Annotated in this window: 22 protein-coding genes; 16 read left to right on the forward strand and 6 right to left on the reverse strand. The window is 59.4% G+C overall.

Annotated features, from left to right (window positions below):
• The first annotated feature begins 226 nt into the window (after nucleotides 1-226).
• The 11 genes from AC2FD8_RS16995 (at nucleotide 227) to AC2FD8_RS17045 (ending at nucleotide 6,746) form a co-directional block, all read left to right on the forward strand.
• Nucleotides 227-418, forward strand: a complete 192-nt coding sequence (locus AC2FD8_RS16995; RefSeq protein ID WP_496858075.1) for a hypothetical protein — start codon at nucleotides 227-229, stop codon at nucleotides 416-418.
• Between the two features lie 8 nt (nucleotides 419-426).
• Nucleotides 427-702: a hypothetical protein gene (locus AC2FD8_RS17000; protein WP_496858076.1), complete on the forward strand. Its 276-nt coding sequence runs from the start codon at nucleotides 427-429 to the stop codon at nucleotides 700-702.
• Nucleotides 703-865: 163 nt separating this feature from the next.
• Complete coding sequence (locus AC2FD8_RS17005; protein ID WP_496858077.1) at nucleotides 866-1,801, forward strand: aspartate carbamoyltransferase catalytic subunit; 936 nt, start codon at nucleotides 866-868, stop codon at nucleotides 1,799-1,801.
• Nucleotides 1,798-2,316: a hypothetical protein gene (locus AC2FD8_RS17010; RefSeq protein ID WP_496858079.1), complete on the forward strand. Its 519-nt coding sequence runs from the start codon at nucleotides 1,798-1,800 to the stop codon at nucleotides 2,314-2,316. Before AC2FD8_RS17005 ends, AC2FD8_RS17010 begins: the two co-directional genes overlap by 4 nt.
• The gene (locus AC2FD8_RS17015; protein WP_496858081.1) at nucleotides 2,301-2,687 is read left to right on the forward strand and encodes a hypothetical protein; all 387 of its coding nucleotides are present in this window, start codon (nucleotides 2,301-2,303) and stop codon (nucleotides 2,685-2,687) included. Before AC2FD8_RS17010 ends, AC2FD8_RS17015 begins: the two co-directional genes overlap by 16 nt.
• Nucleotides 2,684-3,136 (forward strand): hypothetical protein, encoded by a 453-nt coding sequence (locus AC2FD8_RS17020; protein WP_496858083.1) that lies wholly within the window; start codon nucleotides 2,684-2,686, stop codon nucleotides 3,134-3,136. The genes AC2FD8_RS17015 and AC2FD8_RS17020 overlap by 4 nt, the downstream gene beginning before the upstream one ends.
• Entirely contained in the window at nucleotides 3,133-4,413 is a 1,281-nt protein-coding gene (gene pyrC / locus AC2FD8_RS17025) for a dihydroorotase (RefSeq protein WP_496858085.1), read from the forward strand. The genes AC2FD8_RS17020 and pyrC overlap by 4 nt, the downstream gene beginning before the upstream one ends.
• A complete protein-coding gene (gene plsY / locus AC2FD8_RS17030; RefSeq protein WP_496858086.1) occupies nucleotides 4,413-5,018 on the forward strand; it encodes a glycerol-3-phosphate 1-O-acyltransferase PlsY in 606 nt (201 codons plus the stop codon). Before pyrC ends, plsY begins: the two co-directional genes overlap by 1 nt.
• Nucleotides 5,015-5,284, forward strand: coding sequence for a hypothetical protein (locus AC2FD8_RS17035; protein ID WP_496858088.1), 270 nt, complete (start codon nucleotides 5,015-5,017; stop codon nucleotides 5,282-5,284). Before plsY ends, AC2FD8_RS17035 begins: the two co-directional genes overlap by 4 nt.
• Nucleotides 5,285-5,474: 190 nt before the next feature.
• Nucleotides 5,475-5,948, forward strand: a complete 474-nt coding sequence (locus AC2FD8_RS17040) for a YHS domain-containing (seleno)protein (RefSeq protein ID WP_496858090.1) — start codon at nucleotides 5,475-5,477, stop codon at nucleotides 5,946-5,948.
• A gap of 267 nt (nucleotides 5,949-6,215) precedes the next feature.
• On the forward strand, nucleotides 6,216-6,746 hold the full coding sequence (locus AC2FD8_RS17045; protein ID WP_496858092.1) for an outer membrane protein: 531 nt from the start codon (nucleotides 6,216-6,218) through the stop codon (nucleotides 6,744-6,746).
• Between the two features lie 53 nt (nucleotides 6,747-6,799).
• On the opposite strand, the gene AC2FD8_RS17050 is transcribed toward AC2FD8_RS17045, so the two are convergent.
• Nucleotides 6,800-7,783 (reverse strand): quinone oxidoreductase family protein, encoded by a 984-nt coding sequence (locus tag AC2FD8_RS17050; RefSeq protein ID WP_496858094.1) that lies wholly within the window; start codon nucleotides 7,781-7,783, stop codon nucleotides 6,800-6,802.
• Between the two features lie 297 nt (nucleotides 7,784-8,080).
• Here AC2FD8_RS17050 and AC2FD8_RS17055 point away from each other — a divergent pair, with 297 nt between their 5' ends.
• A complete protein-coding gene (locus AC2FD8_RS17055; protein WP_496858096.1) occupies nucleotides 8,081-8,938 on the forward strand; it encodes a DUF2189 domain-containing protein in 858 nt (285 codons plus the stop codon).
• A gap of 13 nt (nucleotides 8,939-8,951) precedes the next feature.
• Here AC2FD8_RS17055 and AC2FD8_RS17060 read toward each other — a convergent pair whose 3' ends face one another.
• Both AC2FD8_RS17060 and AC2FD8_RS17065 read right to left on the reverse strand, forming a co-directional pair.
• Nucleotides 8,952-9,950 (reverse strand): NAD(P)H-quinone oxidoreductase, encoded by a 999-nt coding sequence (locus AC2FD8_RS17060; protein ID WP_496858098.1) that lies wholly within the window; start codon nucleotides 9,948-9,950, stop codon nucleotides 8,952-8,954.
• Between the two features lie 55 nt (nucleotides 9,951-10,005).
• Nucleotides 10,006-10,698, reverse strand: a complete 693-nt coding sequence (locus AC2FD8_RS17065; RefSeq protein WP_496858100.1) for a COQ9 family protein — start codon at nucleotides 10,696-10,698, stop codon at nucleotides 10,006-10,008.
• 111 nt (nucleotides 10,699-10,809) lie between these two features.
• Here AC2FD8_RS17065 and rpsU point away from each other — a divergent pair, with 111 nt between their 5' ends.
• Nucleotides 10,810-11,016 carry a 30S ribosomal protein S21 gene (rpsU, locus tag AC2FD8_RS17070; protein WP_005614280.1) on the forward strand — a complete coding sequence of 69 codons (207 nt, stop codon included), beginning with the start codon at nucleotides 10,810-10,812 and terminating at the stop codon, nucleotides 11,014-11,016.
• A gap of 442 nt (nucleotides 11,017-11,458) precedes the next feature.
• A complete protein-coding gene (locus AC2FD8_RS17075; RefSeq protein ID WP_496858102.1) occupies nucleotides 11,459-12,535 on the forward strand; it encodes a CAP domain-containing protein in 1,077 nt (358 codons plus the stop codon).
• A 51-nt stretch (nucleotides 12,536-12,586) separates the two neighbouring features.
• Here AC2FD8_RS17075 and ppk2 read toward each other — a convergent pair whose 3' ends face one another.
• Together ppk2 and AC2FD8_RS17085 are read right to left on the reverse strand one after the other, a co-directional pair.
• A complete protein-coding gene (gene ppk2 / locus AC2FD8_RS17080; protein ID WP_496858104.1) occupies nucleotides 12,587-13,504 on the reverse strand; it encodes a polyphosphate kinase 2 in 918 nt (305 codons plus the stop codon).
• A 220-nt stretch (nucleotides 13,505-13,724) separates the two neighbouring features.
• On the reverse strand, nucleotides 13,725-14,183 hold the full coding sequence (locus tag AC2FD8_RS17085; protein WP_496858106.1) for an Lrp/AsnC family transcriptional regulator: 459 nt from the start codon (nucleotides 14,181-14,183) through the stop codon (nucleotides 13,725-13,727).
• Nucleotides 14,184-14,321: 138 nt separating this feature from the next.
• On the opposite strand from AC2FD8_RS17085, the gene ald reads away from it, so the two are divergent.
• Nucleotides 14,322-15,440 (forward strand): alanine dehydrogenase, encoded by a 1,119-nt coding sequence (ald, locus tag AC2FD8_RS17090; protein WP_496858108.1) that lies wholly within the window; start codon nucleotides 14,322-14,324, stop codon nucleotides 15,438-15,440.
• A gap of 193 nt (nucleotides 15,441-15,633) precedes the next feature.
• Here the strand turns inward: ald and AC2FD8_RS17095 are convergent, their stop codons facing one another.
• The gene (locus tag AC2FD8_RS17095) at nucleotides 15,634-16,395 is read right to left on the reverse strand and encodes a mechanosensitive ion channel family protein (protein WP_496858247.1); all 762 of its coding nucleotides are present in this window, start codon (nucleotides 16,393-16,395) and stop codon (nucleotides 15,634-15,636) included.
• Between the two features lie 262 nt (nucleotides 16,396-16,657).
• Between AC2FD8_RS17095 and AC2FD8_RS17100 the strand changes: the two genes are divergently transcribed.
• Nucleotides 16,658-17,356, forward strand: a complete 699-nt coding sequence (locus tag AC2FD8_RS17100) for a glutathione S-transferase family protein (protein ID WP_170553782.1) — start codon at nucleotides 16,658-16,660, stop codon at nucleotides 17,354-17,356.
• Nucleotides 17,357-17,376 lie beyond the last annotated feature (20 nt).

A 17,376-nucleotide genomic window follows, 5' to 3' on the forward strand; every position in this document is an offset into this window, starting at 1 on the left:
CAGCTTTTGCCTGAGGGAAAGCGAATAGACCTTGCCTAAGCACCGGGACAGACCGACCATGCGGGCGTGATGCTGTCTTTTCTGCGATTCCTTCTGGTTGGTCTGGTGTTTGCCCTTTGTGCCGAACCGGCCTCGGCCCAGTTGCTTGGCGGGACGGATCAATGCCGCGCGGGTCAGTTCGCCTGCGGCAGCCGGTGCTGCTCGGGCGGGCAGAGGTGCAGCTTTGATGGTCACTGCATCCCTTTGGGCGGAACCTATTGCGGCGGCGGGCGCAGCTGTGGCGCGTTCGAGCGCTGCGTCGCCGGTGGCACACGATGTGCGCCTGCTGGGGCAAACGCCTGCACCTCAAGCCTCGATTGTCCCTCAGGCAGCTTTTGCAGTGCGCGTGGCCAATGTGAAAAAACCATACCAGACCTGAACCCCAGCTTGCCCGAGGCCCTTGACCCGCCGCAGATATGCGATGATGGCCTGACCTGCGCGCGCGGGTCGTCGTGCCTGCCGGGGGGCGGGTGCTCGCGCCCCGGATGGTTCTTGTGCGAGGAAACCGGATCGCAATGCCGCCCCGGCTTCAAATGCTCGGAACATCAGGGGTGCGTTCCGATCAAGGCCATCGATTGTGGTTATGGCAAGTGGTGCAAACCCGGCGAGCAATGCCTGCCCGAAGGCGGGTGCGAAAAACTGCCCTCAGGATCAGAACCATAGAGCGTTTCGCGTTTAACTTGAGACACGAATACCCTGCCACGCCTGCGGCGTTCGGGGGCACATTCGTGTCGCAGAGTAATTCAGATAAAACCCGAAACGCTTTAGGTTGCCTCTGCGCGCGCGGCTTTCTATAAGCGGCTCGATTGTCAGACAGGAGCCCGCCATGCGTTTTGCCCATCGTCACCTTCTTGGCATCGAGCATCTGTCGCAATCCGATATCACCGCCATTCTGGATCTGGCCGAAAAATACGTCGACCTGAACCGGCAATCGACCAAGCATTCGGACGTGCTGTCGGGGCTGACGCAGATCAACATGTTCTTCGAAAACTCAACCCGCACGCAGGCCAGTTTCGAACTGGCGGGCAAGCGATTGGGCGCGGACGTGATGAATATGGCGATGCAGGCCAGCTCGATCAAAAAGGGCGAGACGCTGATCGACACCGCCATGACGCTGAACGCGATGCATCCCGATCTGCTGGTGGTGCGGCATCCGCATTCCGGGGCCGTGGATCTACTGGCGCAAAAAGTGAATTGCGCGGTTCTGAACGCAGGCGACGGGCGGCACGAACACCCGACACAGGCCTTGCTGGACGCGCTGACGATCCGCCGGGCCAAGGGCCGGTTGCATCGCCTGAACATCGCGATCTGCGGCGACGTTGCACATTCCCGCGTGGCGCGATCGAACCTGATCCTGCTGGGCAAGATGGAGAACCGCATCCGCCTGATCGGCCCGCCCACTCTGGTCCCCTCGCAATTTGCCGAGTTCGGCGCCGAGATTTATGACGACATGAACGAGGGCCTAAAAGACGTCGACGTGGTCATGATGCTGCGCCTTCAGAAAGAGCGGATGGATGGCGGCTTCATCCCCTCAGAGCGTGAATATTATCACCGCTACGGGCTGGACATCGCCAAACTGGCGCAGGCCAAGCCCGATGCCATCGTCATGCACCCCGGACCGATGAACCGCGGGGTTGAGATCGACGGTACGCTGGCCGACGACATCAACCGATCCGTCATTCAGGAACAGGTTGAAATGGGCGTCGCCGTCCGCATGGCCGCGATGGAGCTTCTGGCCCGCAACCTGCGCGAGGTCGCATGAGCGAACTGACCGTCGCCCCCCATGAACACGGCGTGATCCGCCTGTTCGCACTGGACATGCGCCCGGAAGAAGCGAAGTTCCTGCGCGAACCCGGCGCGGCCAATCAGGTTCTGGGTGTCGATGGTCTGGACCCCGATCAGATCGATATTTTCCCGGTCTCCGACCTCGAAGACCTGGGGCTTTATGGCTATCTGCATGAGGGCGGTGGGGTGTCCGAGGACCAATTGGATCGCGCGATGCTGGACGCCGTCGAAGGCTGGGTCATGGTCGTGCGCAGCGCGGCCTTTGGTGGGCGCGCGGCACAGCTGAACCCCGATCCTCGCCTGCATTTGCTGGGTCTGTTCACCGAAGAGGCCACGAACTGGACCGGCGGTGCGATTGAAACAGAAAGCGCCAAGCCTTTCTCGGCCCCGCAGACACCCCCCGACAATGATGCCCCTCGCCGTGTCGGATCGGCCCTGATGGCGATAATCGCCCTGCTCGTTATCGGAGGTGCCCTATGGCTGATCCTGTAACCTTCACCCCGGACAAACGCGCCTATATCCAGACCAACCTGATCCTCGCCGCTATTGCGATGGCGGGTGCGATGCTGGTGCTGTGGTTGATCGGCAACCCCTATGTCTGGACCGGCGCGCCAGCCGGGCTGGCCGCCATCGGGTTTCGCGCCTGGTATCTGGCCTCGGAAGAGCTGAACAATACGTGGGAATTGTCTGACACCACCCTCACTGGCCCCGGCCCTCGGGTCGTCGCGCTGACCCAGATCGAAGCCGTCAATACAATGGGCAGCTTTGTTCAGGTTGTGACACGGGGCGGTGACAAGCACCTTATCAAATATCAGGCGAACCCCGCTGCCACCAAGGCCGCCATCGAAAGGGCCGCGGGATGAGCGGCCGGTGGTGGCGAACCCATATCCCCGAGGGCGAAGAGGTCCTTTGGACCGGGCAACCGGATCAGGGGTATTTCCCGCCTCATGCAGGATGGGCCTACCGGCTTCTGATCCTGAGCCTCGGTCTGGCATGGCTGGCCAGCCCGTGGTTCGCCGATACGCTGCGCGACTATTGGGAACTGATCGGGTGCACGGGTTTCGTTGCATTCATCATGTGGTACGACCACCTGTTGCGCACGTGTCGGATCTATGTGGTGACCACCCGCAACGCATGGTGGATCAGCAAGATCTTCAAGCCCAAACACGTCCCTATCGACCACGCTTTGAACTACCATCGCAGCGGTCAGAACGTGGTGTTTTCACGCCGCCTGTTTCTTGTCTTCGAATACCTGTCCGACCCCGATGCCGCTTTGGCGGCTTTGAACCAAGCCCGAGAGGCCTCAGCATGACTTCTGTCGTTTTCACCAATGCCCGCTTGATCAACCCGGAAACCGGCACGGATAGTCTGGGCTGGCTACACGCCGAGAACGGGCGCATTGTGGCGCTTGGGGATGGGGACGCCCCGGCCATCGAAGGGGAGGCCATCGACTGCGACGGAAATTGCCTGGCCCCCGGTATCGTCGATATCGGCGTCAAGGTTTGCGAACCGGGTGAGCGGCACAAGGAAAGCTACAAATCCGCCGGGCTGGCGGCTGCGGCGGGTGGGGTGACCACCATGGTCACACGCCCCGATACAACACCCGCCATCGACACACCGGAAAGTCTTGAATTTGTCACCCGTCGCGCGCAGGCCGATACGCCGGTCAACGTTCTGCCCATGGCCGCCCTCACCAAGGGGCGTGAGGCACGCGAGATGACCGAGATCGGATTTCTGCAGGACGCGGGCGCGGTCGCCTTCACCGATTGCGATCACGTCATTACCAACACCAAGGTGTTTTCGCGCGCGCTGACCTACGCCAAATCCTGCGGCGCGCTGGTCATCGCGCACCCTCAGGAACCGGGGCTGAGCCACGGGGCCGCCGCCACCAGCGGCAAGTTTGCTGCTTTGCGCGGGTTGCCCGCCGTTTCACCCATGGCGGAACGGATGGGGCTGGACCGCGACATCGCCCTGCTGGAAATGACCGGAGCCGCCTATCACGCCGACCAGATCACCACCTCCCGCGCCCTGCCTGCGCTAGAGCGTGCCAAACGCAACGGACTGGACATCTCGGCCGGGACCTCGATCCACCATCTGACCCTGAATGAGCTGGACGTGGCCGACTATCGCACTTTCTTCAAAGTCAAACCGCCCCTGCGGTCCGAGGACGACCGGCAGGCCGTGATCGAAGCGGTGCGCACTGGCCTGATCGACATCATCAGTTCGATGCACACGCCGCAGGACGAAGAAAGCAAACGCCTGCCGTTTGAAGAGGCGGCCTCGGGCGCGGTTGCTCTGGAAACCTTCCTGCCCGCCGCCCTGCGCCTCTATCATGCGGGGCAACTGGACCTGCCGACCCTGTTCCGGGCCATGGCGCTGAACCCGGCGAAGCGGTTGGGGCTGGAAAGCGGTCGTCTGGCGCAGGGCGCGCCTGCGGATCTGGTCCTGTTCGACCCGGATGTGCCTTTTGTGCTGGACCGGTTTGCCCTGAAATCGAAATCGCAGAACACACCATTTGACGGCCAGCGTATGCAGGGTAAGGTCCTTGCAACCTATGTGGCCGGCAAAGACGTATACCGGAGAACCTGATGCCCGAGTTCGACAGCTCAATGAACGTACTCGCCCTGTGGGCGGCCTTGGGATACCTGATCGGCTCGGTCCCTTTTGGCCTGATCATCGCGCGCGTCATGGGGTTGGGCAATCTGCGGCAGATCGGATCGGGCAATATCGGCGCAACAAATGTTCTGCGCACCGGCAGCAAACCCGCCGCCGCACTGACCCTGCTGCTGGATGGCGGCAAAGGGGCGCTGGCGGTCCTTTTGGCGCGCGCCTACGCAGGTGAGGACGCCGCGCAGATTGCCGCCCTGATGGCCTTTCTCGGCCACTGCCTGCCTGTTTGGCTTGCCTTCAAGGGCGGTAAGGGCGTTGCAACCTTCATCGGCCTTTGGCTGGCGCTGGACTGGCGCGTCGGCGTCGCTTGCTGTCTGACCTGGCTGGTCTCCGTCGCGATCTGGCGGATGTCCTCGGCCGGAGCGCTGGCCGCTGCCGCCTTGTCGACCACCTGGATCATTACTCTGACGGACGGCACGACATTCATCCTCGGAATTGCCCTGACCTTCCTGATCTATTGGCGCCACAAGGACAACGTGGCGCGCATCAAATCCCGGACCGAGCCGAAAATCGGGAAATCGTGACCGTCACAGACGACTTTCTGACAGCATTTTTCGCACTGCCCACCGGTACCTTCACTGGCCGGGCGGACGCCAGACGCTATGTCGTGTCGCGGCAGGTTCTGGCCGGGGGTAAATCTCACAAACTGGTCGCGCATGAACTGGGCGGGACGGATTACATCAGCCTGAACCTCTATCAGACGCGGAACAGCGGCGCATTGCTGCGCCCCTGTGAAATGCCCGCCCGCAAGGTGGTTGATTTCGTGTTGGCGCTGATCCCGGATATCTGACTGATATTCCGCATATTTGCACAGCACCTCTGCGCCTCAGCACAATCACAATTCATTGTTTTGAACGTGATCATGTCACCTCCCATCTGCATTCCGTGGCGGCCAATTACCGGTCTCACTAGACAAACTCTCGGGTCCGCAAATCGCAATTCAGGCGAGGTCGCAAGGCCCTTTCACGAAAGGTGAAGCTATGAACACGTTTAAATCCCTTATCAGCGGCGTTGCCCTGTCTGTTGCTCTGGCCACTTCGACCCTGGCGGCTGGTGTTGAACTCAACGCAAGCTCGACCGGTCTGGCGATGCAAGGTTACGACCCGGTTGCTTATTTCTCTGCTGGCGAAGCGACCAAAGGCGACTACCGCATTACCGCTCTGCACAATGAAGCGCTGTACCGCTTCTCGTCGGAAGAAAACAAAGTGGCATTTGAAGCCAACCCCGAGGCCTACCTGCCCGCATATGGCGGCTACTGCGCCTTCGGTGCGGCCATGGGCTTCAAGTTCGACGGTGACCCGAACCACTGGAAAATCGTTGACAACAAACTGTACCTGAACCTGTCGCAGGACATTCAGGAACGTTGGGAAGGCGACATCCCTGGCTTCATCGAACAAGCCAGCACCAACTGGGAAACCATCGCAGAAAAAAGCCCGGCTGAACTGCAGCAATAATCCGCTGAAATTGACAGCACGCGTCGGCGGCAGAGTGATCTGCCGCCGCATTTTATTTGAAGCTTTGAAAACACTAACTATCTTATTGAGACAAGCCCGGATTTAACGGGCGAACACCGGGCCAAACGGCCTGAACGATCCAAGACCTAGTACGGAATATGCCACAAACGATGATCCGGTCCTAAGGCAGGGCCGTATTTGAGTATGCATATGCGCAGCCAACCCCACAGATTGGCGCGCGATTATTTGGAGTGAAAGGATCAAGACATGATAGGCAGATTGGCACTTGTGACAGCGGCTTCTACCCTTGCAGCTGGGGCCGCCACGGCCCAATCCTCGGGCAACTGGACAGGGTTCTATGGCGGCCTCCAGTTGGGCTATATCGACGTGGATACCAATGTTTCTGGTATTGATGGCGATGCTGCAATTGGTGGTATCATCCTTGGATACGACTATGACTTGGGCGACTGGGTCGTAGGCGGCGGCTTTGACTATGACTGGACCAATGTCGACCTCGGCCCCGCAACGGTCGAGGATGTCTGGCGCATCAAAGCGCGCGCGGGCTACAAGGTGAACCCTCAGGGTCTTCTTTACGGTGTTGGCGGCTATGCGGATGCGGGCACCGACAATCTGGGTAGCGACAACGGCTGGTTCATCGGCGCAGGCTATGAACAGATCATCGCCCCAAATGTCAGCCTCGCAGGCGAGCTGCTGTATCACGAGTTTGACAACTTCAACTCGTCCAGTGTGGATGTTGATGCTACAACCCTGCAGATCCGGGCGGCCTACCGCTTCTGATCTTTCTGTTTTTTTCTAGGATAGACCCGGCGTCCTGCGCCGGGTCTTCGCGTTCATAGGTCCAGAATTGTGCTGCCGGTGGTTTGCCGCGCCTCTAGCACGCGGTGCGCCTCGGCAATCTGATCGAGAGGGAAGCGCTGGTCGATATGGATCTTGACCTCTCCGCCCCGCACCTTGCCAAACAACCGCCGCGCCATCGCCTGACAGACCGCGTGATCAGCAATATGCGTGAACAGCGTCGGCCGGGTGATCTTGAGCGAGCCTTTCTGCCCGAGAATGCCGATATTCACCGGCGGCACCGGCCCGGATGCATTGCCGAAGGATATCATCATCCCCAAAGGCTTCAGGCAGTCCAATGAGCCGTCAAACGTATCGGCCCCAACGGAATCCATGACCACATCGACACCTTTGCCGCCGGTCAGTTCGGCCACGCGTTCGGCGAAGTTCTCGGTCCGGTAGTTGATGCAATGGGCCGCGCCGTTGAATTGCGCCAGGCTGCATTTCTCATCCGTTCCCGCGGTTCCGATCAGCTTGATGCCCTCGGATTTCGCCCATTGGCAGGCGATCAGCCCGACACCGCCTGCAGCGGCGTGAAACAGAACCGTGTCGCCGCGTTTCAAAGGGGTGGTGCGATGGAACAGGTATTCGACCGTCAGACCTTTTAACATCATCCCGGCGGCAATTTCCGAGGGGATGCCATCCGGCAGCGGGCATACCTGCGCCGCGGGCATCACCCGCGCCTCGCAATAGGCGCCGGACGGGGCGCTGGCATAGGCTGCGCGTTGGCCCGGCTGCAAATGCGTCACGCCTTCGCCGACAGCCTCGATCACGCCCGCAGCCTCCATGCCCAACGCATGCGGCAATTCAAGAGGATAGAGGCCCGTTCGTTGATAGACATCAATGAAATTCAAGCCACACGCCTCATGGCGAATGCGAACCTCACCGGGACCGGGTTCGCCCAAAGGCTGGTCCTTGATCTGCAGGACCTCAGGCCCGCCGAATTCCTCAATGACGATTGTACGCGCAGTTTGCTGCATTCTGACCTCCTCTTGCCTAAAGCGTTTCGGGTTTTACCTGAAACATCACGTGACACGAATGTCCCGAGAACGCTGAAAGCGTGGCAGGGTATTCGTGTCTCAGGATTAACCCGAAACGCTATGAGCCCAAGCTAACACGCCTGCGCGGCAAGACAATCCGGGCGATGCGGTGGCGGCAATTCGGGAATCTCCAGAACTGTGCTATACTGAACGCAGGCGTTGCCGGCTGATCCGGCCACGGGCAACCCTCAGCCGGATCCATTCTGCGGCGCACCACTCGCCAAGGAAGGGAACAAAATGGCAAAAACTATCGGTAATCCGATCAGCTGGGCGGCCCAAAGCCTTGGAGCAACCAGCGATCACGTCTCGGAAAGCGTCTCGCGCTTGGGCAGTTCGGACGTGCGCCACCTGCCCATGGTGCAGACACTCACATTCAATGATCTGAAATACTGCCTGAGGGCCGGATACGCCGACTTTCTGGAAACCCGCGCGGATGCGATCTTTATCGTGCTGATCTACCCCATCTCCGGGCTGTTGATGGTGGGCTTTGCAATGAACATGGATATGGTGCCGTTGCTGGCCCCCCTTATCGCAGGCTTTGCCCTGATCGGCCCAATCGCAGCCGTTGGTCTTTATGAAATCAGCCGCAAGCGCGAACAAGGCGGAGAGGTCCATTGGCTGGACGCGTTCGGCGTATTCCGATCGCCCTCCTTCGGGTCCATCCTGGCGCTTGGGTTCTATCTGGTCCTGCTGCTACTTGTCTGGCTGATGGTCGCGCAAAGCGTCTATGCGCAGACGCTCGGCCCCGAACCGCCCGCCTCGCTGGGCGCATTTGCGACCGAGGTTCTGACAACCGGTGCGGGGTGGATAATGGTCATCTTCGGTACCGCTGCGGGGTTCTTTTTCGCGCTGATTGCGCTGGCAGTCAGCGTAGTCAGCTTCCCGCTTCTGCTGGATCGCAAGGTAGGGCTGCCCGTGGCCGTTGTGACATCCGTTCGGGTGCTGCGCCACAATCCGGGTGTCATCATGGGTTGGGGATTTATCGTCGCGACCCTGCTGGTGCTGGGCGCGATCCCGATGATGCTGGGGCTGATCATCGTAATGCCCGTCTTGGGCCACGCAACATGGCACCTATACCGGCGCGCCGTTGCGTGACCCAAAAGGGCGTTTAGCCCGCAACGTTCAGGACGATCTTGCCAATATGCTGCGAGCTTTCCATGAGCGCGTGCGCCGCCGCAGCCTCGGCCAGAGGGAATTCGCTGTGCATCACCGGCGCGACCTTGCCTGCAGAGAGCAGCGGCCAGACGGCCTCGTGCAGGTCCTGAGCGATCTTTGCCTTGGCCAGATCGCTTTGCGGCCGCAGGGTGCTGCCGGTCAGCGTCAGGCGTTTTACCATCATCAGGGCAAAGTTCAGCTCGGCCACGGGACCTTGCAAAAAGGCAATCTGGACAAGACGTCCATCCTCGGCCAGCGCTTTCACGTTGCGCGGGATATAGTCGCCACCAACCATATCGAGGATCAGGTTCGCGCCCCCTTCGGCCCGCATGACCCCGACAAAATCCTCATCCCGGTAGTTGATCGCTTTTTCGGCCCCCAAGTTCACGCAGGCCTCGCATTTCTCAGCCGAGCCCGCCGTCGCAAAGACGCGCGCGCCAAACGCGTTCGCCAGTTGAATCGCCGTCGTCCCGATACCGCTGGAGCCACCATGGACAAGGAACCGCTCACCCGCTTTCAGACCTCCGCGTGTGAAGACATTCGACCATACGGTGAAAAAGGTCTCGGGCAGGCAGGCGGCCTGTTTCATGTCCATGCCATCGGGGACGGGCAGGCAATGCGCCGCGGGCGTGGCGACATATTCAGCATATCCGCCGCCCGGAAGCAGCGCGCAGACTTTGTCACCGATCGAGAGCCCCTCAACACCCGCGCCAAGGGCAACCACTTCGCCCGACGCCTCAAGCCCCGGCAGATCGCTTGCACCGGGAGGCGGATCATAGGCCCCCGCGCGCTGCAGTGCATCCGGTCGGTTCACGCCAGCATAGGCCACTTTCAACACGACCTGACCGGCCGCCGGTTCGGGCATCGGTCGTTCGGTCAGTTGCAGGACATCAGGGCCGCCGGGTTCGGTGATTTCGATGGCACGCATTGTCTGGGTCTCGGGCGAAGTCATGGGCAAATCTCCTTTGCCCAATGCCTAGCAGGCCAAAAAGCAAAGGCCCAGATGCTTACTTGCGCGGGTTCAGCATCCCCGGCAAATCAGCCCGCATCTTCATCGGAGGTTTCACCTGAGCTGCAAACCAATTGGGAACGGCCAGCAAGGGCTTGAACAGCGGGTTGCCGTTCACCTGCGCTTTGAGCTTTTCGAACTGCATCACGTTTTCGATCCGGCGGTCCAGAAACGCCCAACTGTTCTGGTGATCCGGCGAATCATCCCCCAGCCAGAACAGCAGCGTCGATGAATAGACCCCCGACAGGGTGGCGCGCTTGGTGTACCAGTTCACATCATCAGACGTATCACCCAGCGCGTCCCAAATCAGATCGCAAGTGCCCCAAACGGCCTTGGCCCCGTCTGCTGCGTGGCTGGGTAGTGAAAACAGGGTCATACCCCGGCGCACCAGTTCCTTGTCCTCGACCGCCTCAAGCCGGAACCGCACGGCAGCAGCAACCTTTTCGCGGAACTTCAGCTCGCTCATGTCAGTGGACTTGATCCTGTCCAGCATGACCTGATCGCCCCGCGCGTGATAGGCCAGCGCCAGATCGACCGCGCCGCGCGGGCAGATCGCACGGGCCAGACCGTCATCCAGATCGCAATCTACAACGGCCGCGCGAAAACTGGCCTCGGACCAGCCATCGAACGGAACATGCATCAATATCGCGTCCAACAGCTGTTGTTTGGTGTCTTCATAAGTGACGGTCATGGCGGTTCTCCGGTGCTTGGGCACAGTACTAGACAAGATAGAGCGGCTTTGCTATACGGCCAACTCCTGCAATTTCCTTGCAACTCTATCTAGAAAGGTGGTGACAACCACATGCAGGTTAGTGTTCGCGACAATAACGTCGATCAGGCGCTTCGTGCCCTGAAGAAAAAGCTGCAGCGCGAAGGCGTGTTCCGTGAAATGAAGCTGAAGCAACATTTCGAGAAACCGTCCGAGAAAAAAGCGCGCGAGAAAGCTGAAGCGATCCGCCGTGCCCGTAAACTGGCACGTAAGAAAGCACAGCGCGAAGGTTTGCTCTAAGCGCAGCCCGAAAAGTGGGAACCGGTTTTCGGGCCAAGCTGCGCGAAATCCAGAACCCCGCTCGTCCAGCTTTGGATGACACTATTTGACGACCCCCGAGGCATCGCCCGGGGGTTTGTCGTTTCTAAGTGCGTTTTTTGCCTGCGCCCCGGATCGCTTTGCGTTTGTATTGAATCGAAATACGCTGCCTCACCCTGCGGGCGAACGCGTTTTTCGAAAATTTCGCCACCAATGAAAACGCAAAACGCCTTACACAACCAGTGCGATAACTCGCCGAGCCTTAGTCTCGCCTCTTTCTCGGCGTTTTCCAGCGCAGCGAATCTGCGTCCGACTGCACCGACCCGCCGAAAAGCGCCGATTTTCATCGCCTCTCTGTTCATGTCTTTGATGGCCCCGATAACTGGGTCCGTCCACTCAGACAAAACATAAAACGGAGGCAAAAATGTCTACAGCAAGTGAAGTAGAACGAGAGATGCTGGCGCTCATCAACCAAGAGCGCACATCCCGCGGTCTGGACCCCCTGCAACTTGAAAGACAGCTTAACGAGTCATCAGAAGACCACAGCGCCTGGATGCTGAACACGGACCGGTTCAGCCACACCGGATCGGGCGGCTCCAGCGCGACCCAGCGCATGCAGTCGGCCGGTTTCGATCTGGAAGGCAGCTGGCGCACGGGCGAGAATATCGCCTGGCAATCCGAGCGCGGCGCCCCAGGCATCAGCGATGATGTCGCGCAACTGCATGAGAACCTGATGAACAGCCCTGGCCACCGAGCCAACATTCTGAACCCCGATTTCAAGTATATCGGGATCGGCGTTGAAACCGGCGACATGCAGGGCTTTGACGCGGTCATGGTGACACAGAACTTTGCCACCACTGAGGCAGAAGTCATGCTAGACAGCGACGACACCGCGCAGACGCCTCCCCCGGCTGAGGATCCGGTGCCCGAGGAACCGGAAACAGATGTGACCGAAACCGAAGACCCGACTCCGGAACAACCGGTAACCGACGTCACCGAAACCGAAGACCCGGAACCCGAGCAGCCCGAAACCGTCGTCACCGAAACCGAGGACCCGGAACCCGAGCAGCCCGAAACCGACGTCACCGAAACCGAAGACCCGGAACCCGAGCAGCCCGAAACCGACGTCACCGAAACCGAAGACCCGGAACCCGAGCAGCCCGACACCGATGTCACCGAAACCGAAGACCCGGAACCGGAACAGCCCGAAACAGACGTTGCCGAGACCGAGGACCCTGATAGCGGTTGTTTCGACGTCGCAGCTTTCCTCGCCGAAATTGAGGCCTTCATTCAACAGCTACAGACGCAGTTGGATCAATTCGCCTGGAATGACGATGCCATGACACCAGACGAACCCGAGGATGACATGGACCTGGTGATGGTCGACGATATGGACCCAACCCCGGATGACACGTCCTGTCCCGACATGGCATCAGACGATTCCGGAGACGTCTTCTTCGTCAACTTCTTCAATTTCGATTGCATGATGGACGTCGCCTGACGGCCTATCCTGATGCGAGGCAGTCCGCTGCCTCGCATCTTCACAGAGCAATCAGTAGATCTTGGGCACGTGCAGCTCGTCGGGCAGAACGCGGCGTTCGTAGTCCGGATTGTAGCGGCGATCGGGCAGATTAACCCTCTCATGCGGAACATCCGTATAGGGGATCTTGGTCAGAAGATGCTCGATACAGTTCAGACGCTCGCGTTTCTTGTCATTGCCTTCGACAATGTACCACGGCGCCTCGGGGATATTGGTGCGGAAGAACATGTCCTCCTTCGCCTTGGTGTAGGATTCCCAGCGGATGCGGGATTCCAGGTCCATAGGCGACAGCTTCCACTGTTTCATCGGATCATGGATGCGCATGAGGAATCGCAACTGCTGTTCTTCATCCGTGATCGAGAACCAGTATTTCAGCAAGATGATCCCCGAGCGCGCCAACATACGTTCGAATTCCGGAACGTCCTGAAAGAACTGTTCGACCTGATCCTCGGTCGCAAAGCCCATCACCCGTTCCACGCCTGCACGGTTGTACCAGGAGCGATCGAACAGAACGATCTCACCGGCCGCAGGCAGGTGCGGCACGTAGCGCTGGAAATACCACTGGCTTTGTTCCCGGCGGCTGGGGGCTGGCAGAGCCACCACCCGCGCCACGCGCGGATTGAGGCGCTGAGTGATCCGCTTGATCACGCCACCCTTGCCCGCACTGTCGCGGCCTTCGAACAGGATACAAACCTTGGCACCGGTGTGCTGAACCCAGTCCTGTACCTTGATCAACTCGGCCTGAAGACGCAGCAGGTTTCGGAAATAGACCTTTCGGTCCAGCATGTCCGGATGCTGTTCCCGATAGATTTTGCGAACTTCCATCGACAGCATCGGCTCGCTGAATTCGATCTCGAAATCCTCATCCAGCGTATCTTCCAGCTCAGCCTCCAACCAGTCTTTGGGGGCGCCATCGTTTTCGTAGGCCAAGGTCAACTCCTTACTATTCTTCGGGTTCCCACCCTGGCAGGTTTGTGTAACCGCCTGATGTCATCAGATGAATTGATGACATCGCGCTGCCGGGATCATGGGGAGGTGCAGCGCGAGGGTCTCGTCGTCTCAATTTTGGACGCCCCGCCCCGGGGATACAAGCCGTAGAATTGACGCAAGGCAGTCCTTTGCCTTTCTGCGCGCAGAAAATAGGCGCCGTTCAAACCGGTAGAGCGGTTGTTTTGAACACCGTGCGCAACGCGAAAGAGCTTTGCATCTGCGCCACCTTGGGCAGCCGTGACAGGTATTGACGGTGGATCCGGGCGAAATCCTCGGTATCTTCGGCCACCACTTTCAGGATGTAGTCGGCGGTTCCGGCCATCAGGTGGCATTCCAGAACGTCCGGGATGCGCGAAACCGCCTTTTCGAACGCGTCCAGAACCTCTTCGGCCTGACCTTGCAATGTGATCTCGACAAAGACAGTAGTTGGCACATTCATCTTGCGCGCATCCAGCAAAGCCACGTAGTTGCGAATATAGCCGTCGGCCTCAAGCCGTTGCACCCGGCGATGGCAGGCCGAGGGGGACAGATTCACCTGCTCTGACAGTTCGGCATTAGACATCCGACCGTTGCGCTGCAAGGCTGAAAGAATCTTACGATCTGTCGTATCGAGGGTCATTGCTGCAAATCCTTTGCGAGGTTTTGTCAGTTTATGCGAGATTCTTCGAACATAAAACACAAAGCCCCACCTAGTTTCACAAATATTGCGCCCATAATTGCACATAATTTGAGCAGTTTATGAACGGAGACGGTACAGATGAAAATCGGTTGCCCCAAGGAAATCAAACCCCAGGAATTCCGCGTCGGGATGACGCCAAACGCCGCGCAGGAAGCGGTTGCACGTGGCCACGAAGTGCTGATCGAATCTGGTGCCGGCATTGGCGCAGGTTTTGACGATGCCGCCTATATCGCTGCTGGCGCGGGCATCGTGGACACCGCAGAAGAGGTCTTTGCAACGGCCGACATGATCGTGAAGGTCAAGGAACCTCAGGCCGGTGAGCGCAAGATGCTGCGCGAGAACCAATTGCTGTTCACCTACCTGCACCTGGCTCCGGACCCGGACCAGACCAACGACCTGCTGGAATCAGGCTGCACCGCAATCGCCTATGAAACTGTCACGGACGCAAACGGCGGTCTGCCTCTGCTGGCACCGATGTCCGAGGTTGCGGGCCGTTTGGCACCTCAGGTCGGGTCTTGGACCCTGCAGAAGGCCAACGGTGGCCGAGGCGTGCTGATGGGCGGCGTTCCTGGCGTTGGACCGGCCAAGGTCGTCGTAATTGGCGGCGGGGTCGTTGGGACCCACGCAGCCAAGATCGCTGCTGGTATGGGCGCCGATGTGACGGTGCTTGACCGCTCACTGCCGCGGCTGCGCTATCTGGACGACGTGTTCGGCGGCCAGTTCAAGAACCAGTACTCGACTGCAGGTGCAACGGCTGAACTAATCCAGGACGCCGATATGGTGATCGGCGCGGTTCTGATCCCCGGCGCGGCAGCCCCCAAACTGATCACGCGCGAGCAGCTGTCGACCATGAAACCCGGTGCGGTGCTGGTGGACGTGGCCATTGATCAGGGCGGCTGCTTTGAAACCTCGCGCGCGACAACCCATGCCGACCCGATCTACGAAGTCGACGGCGTGATGCACTATTGCGTGGCCAACATGCCGGGTGCCGTGGCACGGACCTCGACCATCGCCTTGGGCAACGCGACGATGCCGTTCATGCTGGCACTGGCCGACAAAGGTTGGAAACAAGCCTGTCAGGACGACCCGCACCTGTTGGCAGGTCTGAACGTTCACGCCGGACAACTGACTTACTACGCCGTTGGCAAAGCGCTTGGCATCGACGTCGTCTCGCCCAACGTGGTGATCAAGTCGTAAGAACTCCCGCCCCTGAAAGCGCCCTTTATCAAAAGGCGCTTTACAGCGTTGGGCATGGCGCCGCGCCTGTCGGCGCGGCGCGGTTGGCCCTTGAAATACCCTATCCACCAAAACGAAAGCGCCGCACGAATGTGCGGCGCTTGGCCCAACGGGAGGAGGGCATTTCCAATGCCCAATCGACGGGCGGGAGTGTTCAGCCTTGCTTCTGGATCTCTACCGAATGCGGATAGGGGATCGAAACACCCTTCGCATCGAACGCTTCTTTCACGGCTTTGGTCAGTTCGAACTTCACATCCCAATAGTCCGCCGCTGCGCACCATAGACGCGCCGTCAGATCGACCGAACTGTCGCCCAGGTTTGTCACACGTACCCAGGGTTCCGGGTCTTTGTGAATACGCGCATCCGCGTTCGCCACGTCCAGAATGATCTTCATCGCTTCATCTGCGCTGTCGCCGTAATCGATCCCGAACACCAGATCCACGCGGCGCGTGTCATGCGCCGAGTAGTTGGTGATGATCGAACCCCAGGACTGCCCGTTTGGCACGATGATCTGTACATTGTCCGGCGTCACCAACTCGGTCGTGAACAGATTCAGGTCTTTCACTGTCCCTGCTGTCCCACCGATATCGACGAACTGACCCAGTTTATACGGCCGAAATACCACCAGCATCACACCAGCCGCCAGATCACTGAGCGTCCCCTGCAGTGCCAGACCAATCGCCAGCGAAGCCGCGCCCAGAATGGCAACGATGCTTGTCGCCTCAATCCCGAAAATCCCGAGAACAGCGACCAGAACTATCGCCAGGATCACCCATTTTACAAGGCTGGCCACGAAATTTCCCAGTGTCGGGTCGATCTGCGGGGTCGAGTTGATGCGGCGCCGCACCATGCCACCGATTGCTCCGGCGACGATCCACCCCAAAATCAGCACGATCAGCGCCTTTACTGCGCTCATGATCAGGGGCGCATAAGCACCCACCTGCGTTGCAACTTCATCCACGCGCGTATCCTTTCTTAATCACCAATCCCGCGGCTTTCGCGCGGGACTCGCTGAATTGTGAGTGAAAAACGCAATTCGGTCTAGGTGCGAGTTGCGGCGGTTTTCCCCATTGTTCGCCAGCAAACAACCGATGACCTACACCGCACAGCTTGGGGGGCTGACAAATACACGACTCCATGCCTAACTCGAACGGAACCGCCCGAACAGGAGCTTTCGCATGCTGGACACTGCCTCATTCCCGATCATGGCCAAATGGCCGCCGCAACACCCCGATCGCCTTCAGCTTTATTCTTTCCCGACACCCAACGGGGTCAAAGCCTCGATCATGTTGGAAGAAACCGGCCTGCCTTATGAGGCACACAAGGTCACCCTTGCCGATGCCGATGTCAAAAGCCCCGAATTTCTGTCGTTGAACCCCAACAACAAGATCCCCGCGATCATTGACCCCAATGGCCCGGATGGCACCCCTATTGGCGTGTTCGAAAGCGGCGCGATCCTGCTCTATCTAGCCGAGAAAACCGGGCAGTTCATCGGCCAATCCGCCACTGACAAGCATCGCATCACCCAATGGCTGATGTTCCAGATGGGGGGCCTTGGGCCGATGCTTGGACAATTGGGCTTTTTCTACAAATTCGCCGGCAGCGAGATCGAAGACCCCCGCCCGCGCGAGCGCTATATCAACGAAGCCAAGCGCCTGCTCAACGTCCTGAACCAGGAACTCGAGGGTCAGGACTGGATCGCCGGAGACTACTCGATCGCCGATATGGCCATCGCGCCCTGGCTGCGCGGGCTGGATTTCTATGGCGCCAAAGAGGTCGTCGGCTGGGATGATCACGCCAATCTTACGGCCTATCTGGATCGGTTCCTTGACCGCCCCGCCGTTCAAAAAGGTCTGGTGACACCTGCCCGCGACTAACCCGATAGGGGCTTGCGACT

This window comes from Ruegeria sp. YTSC192 (assembly GCF_059609705.1).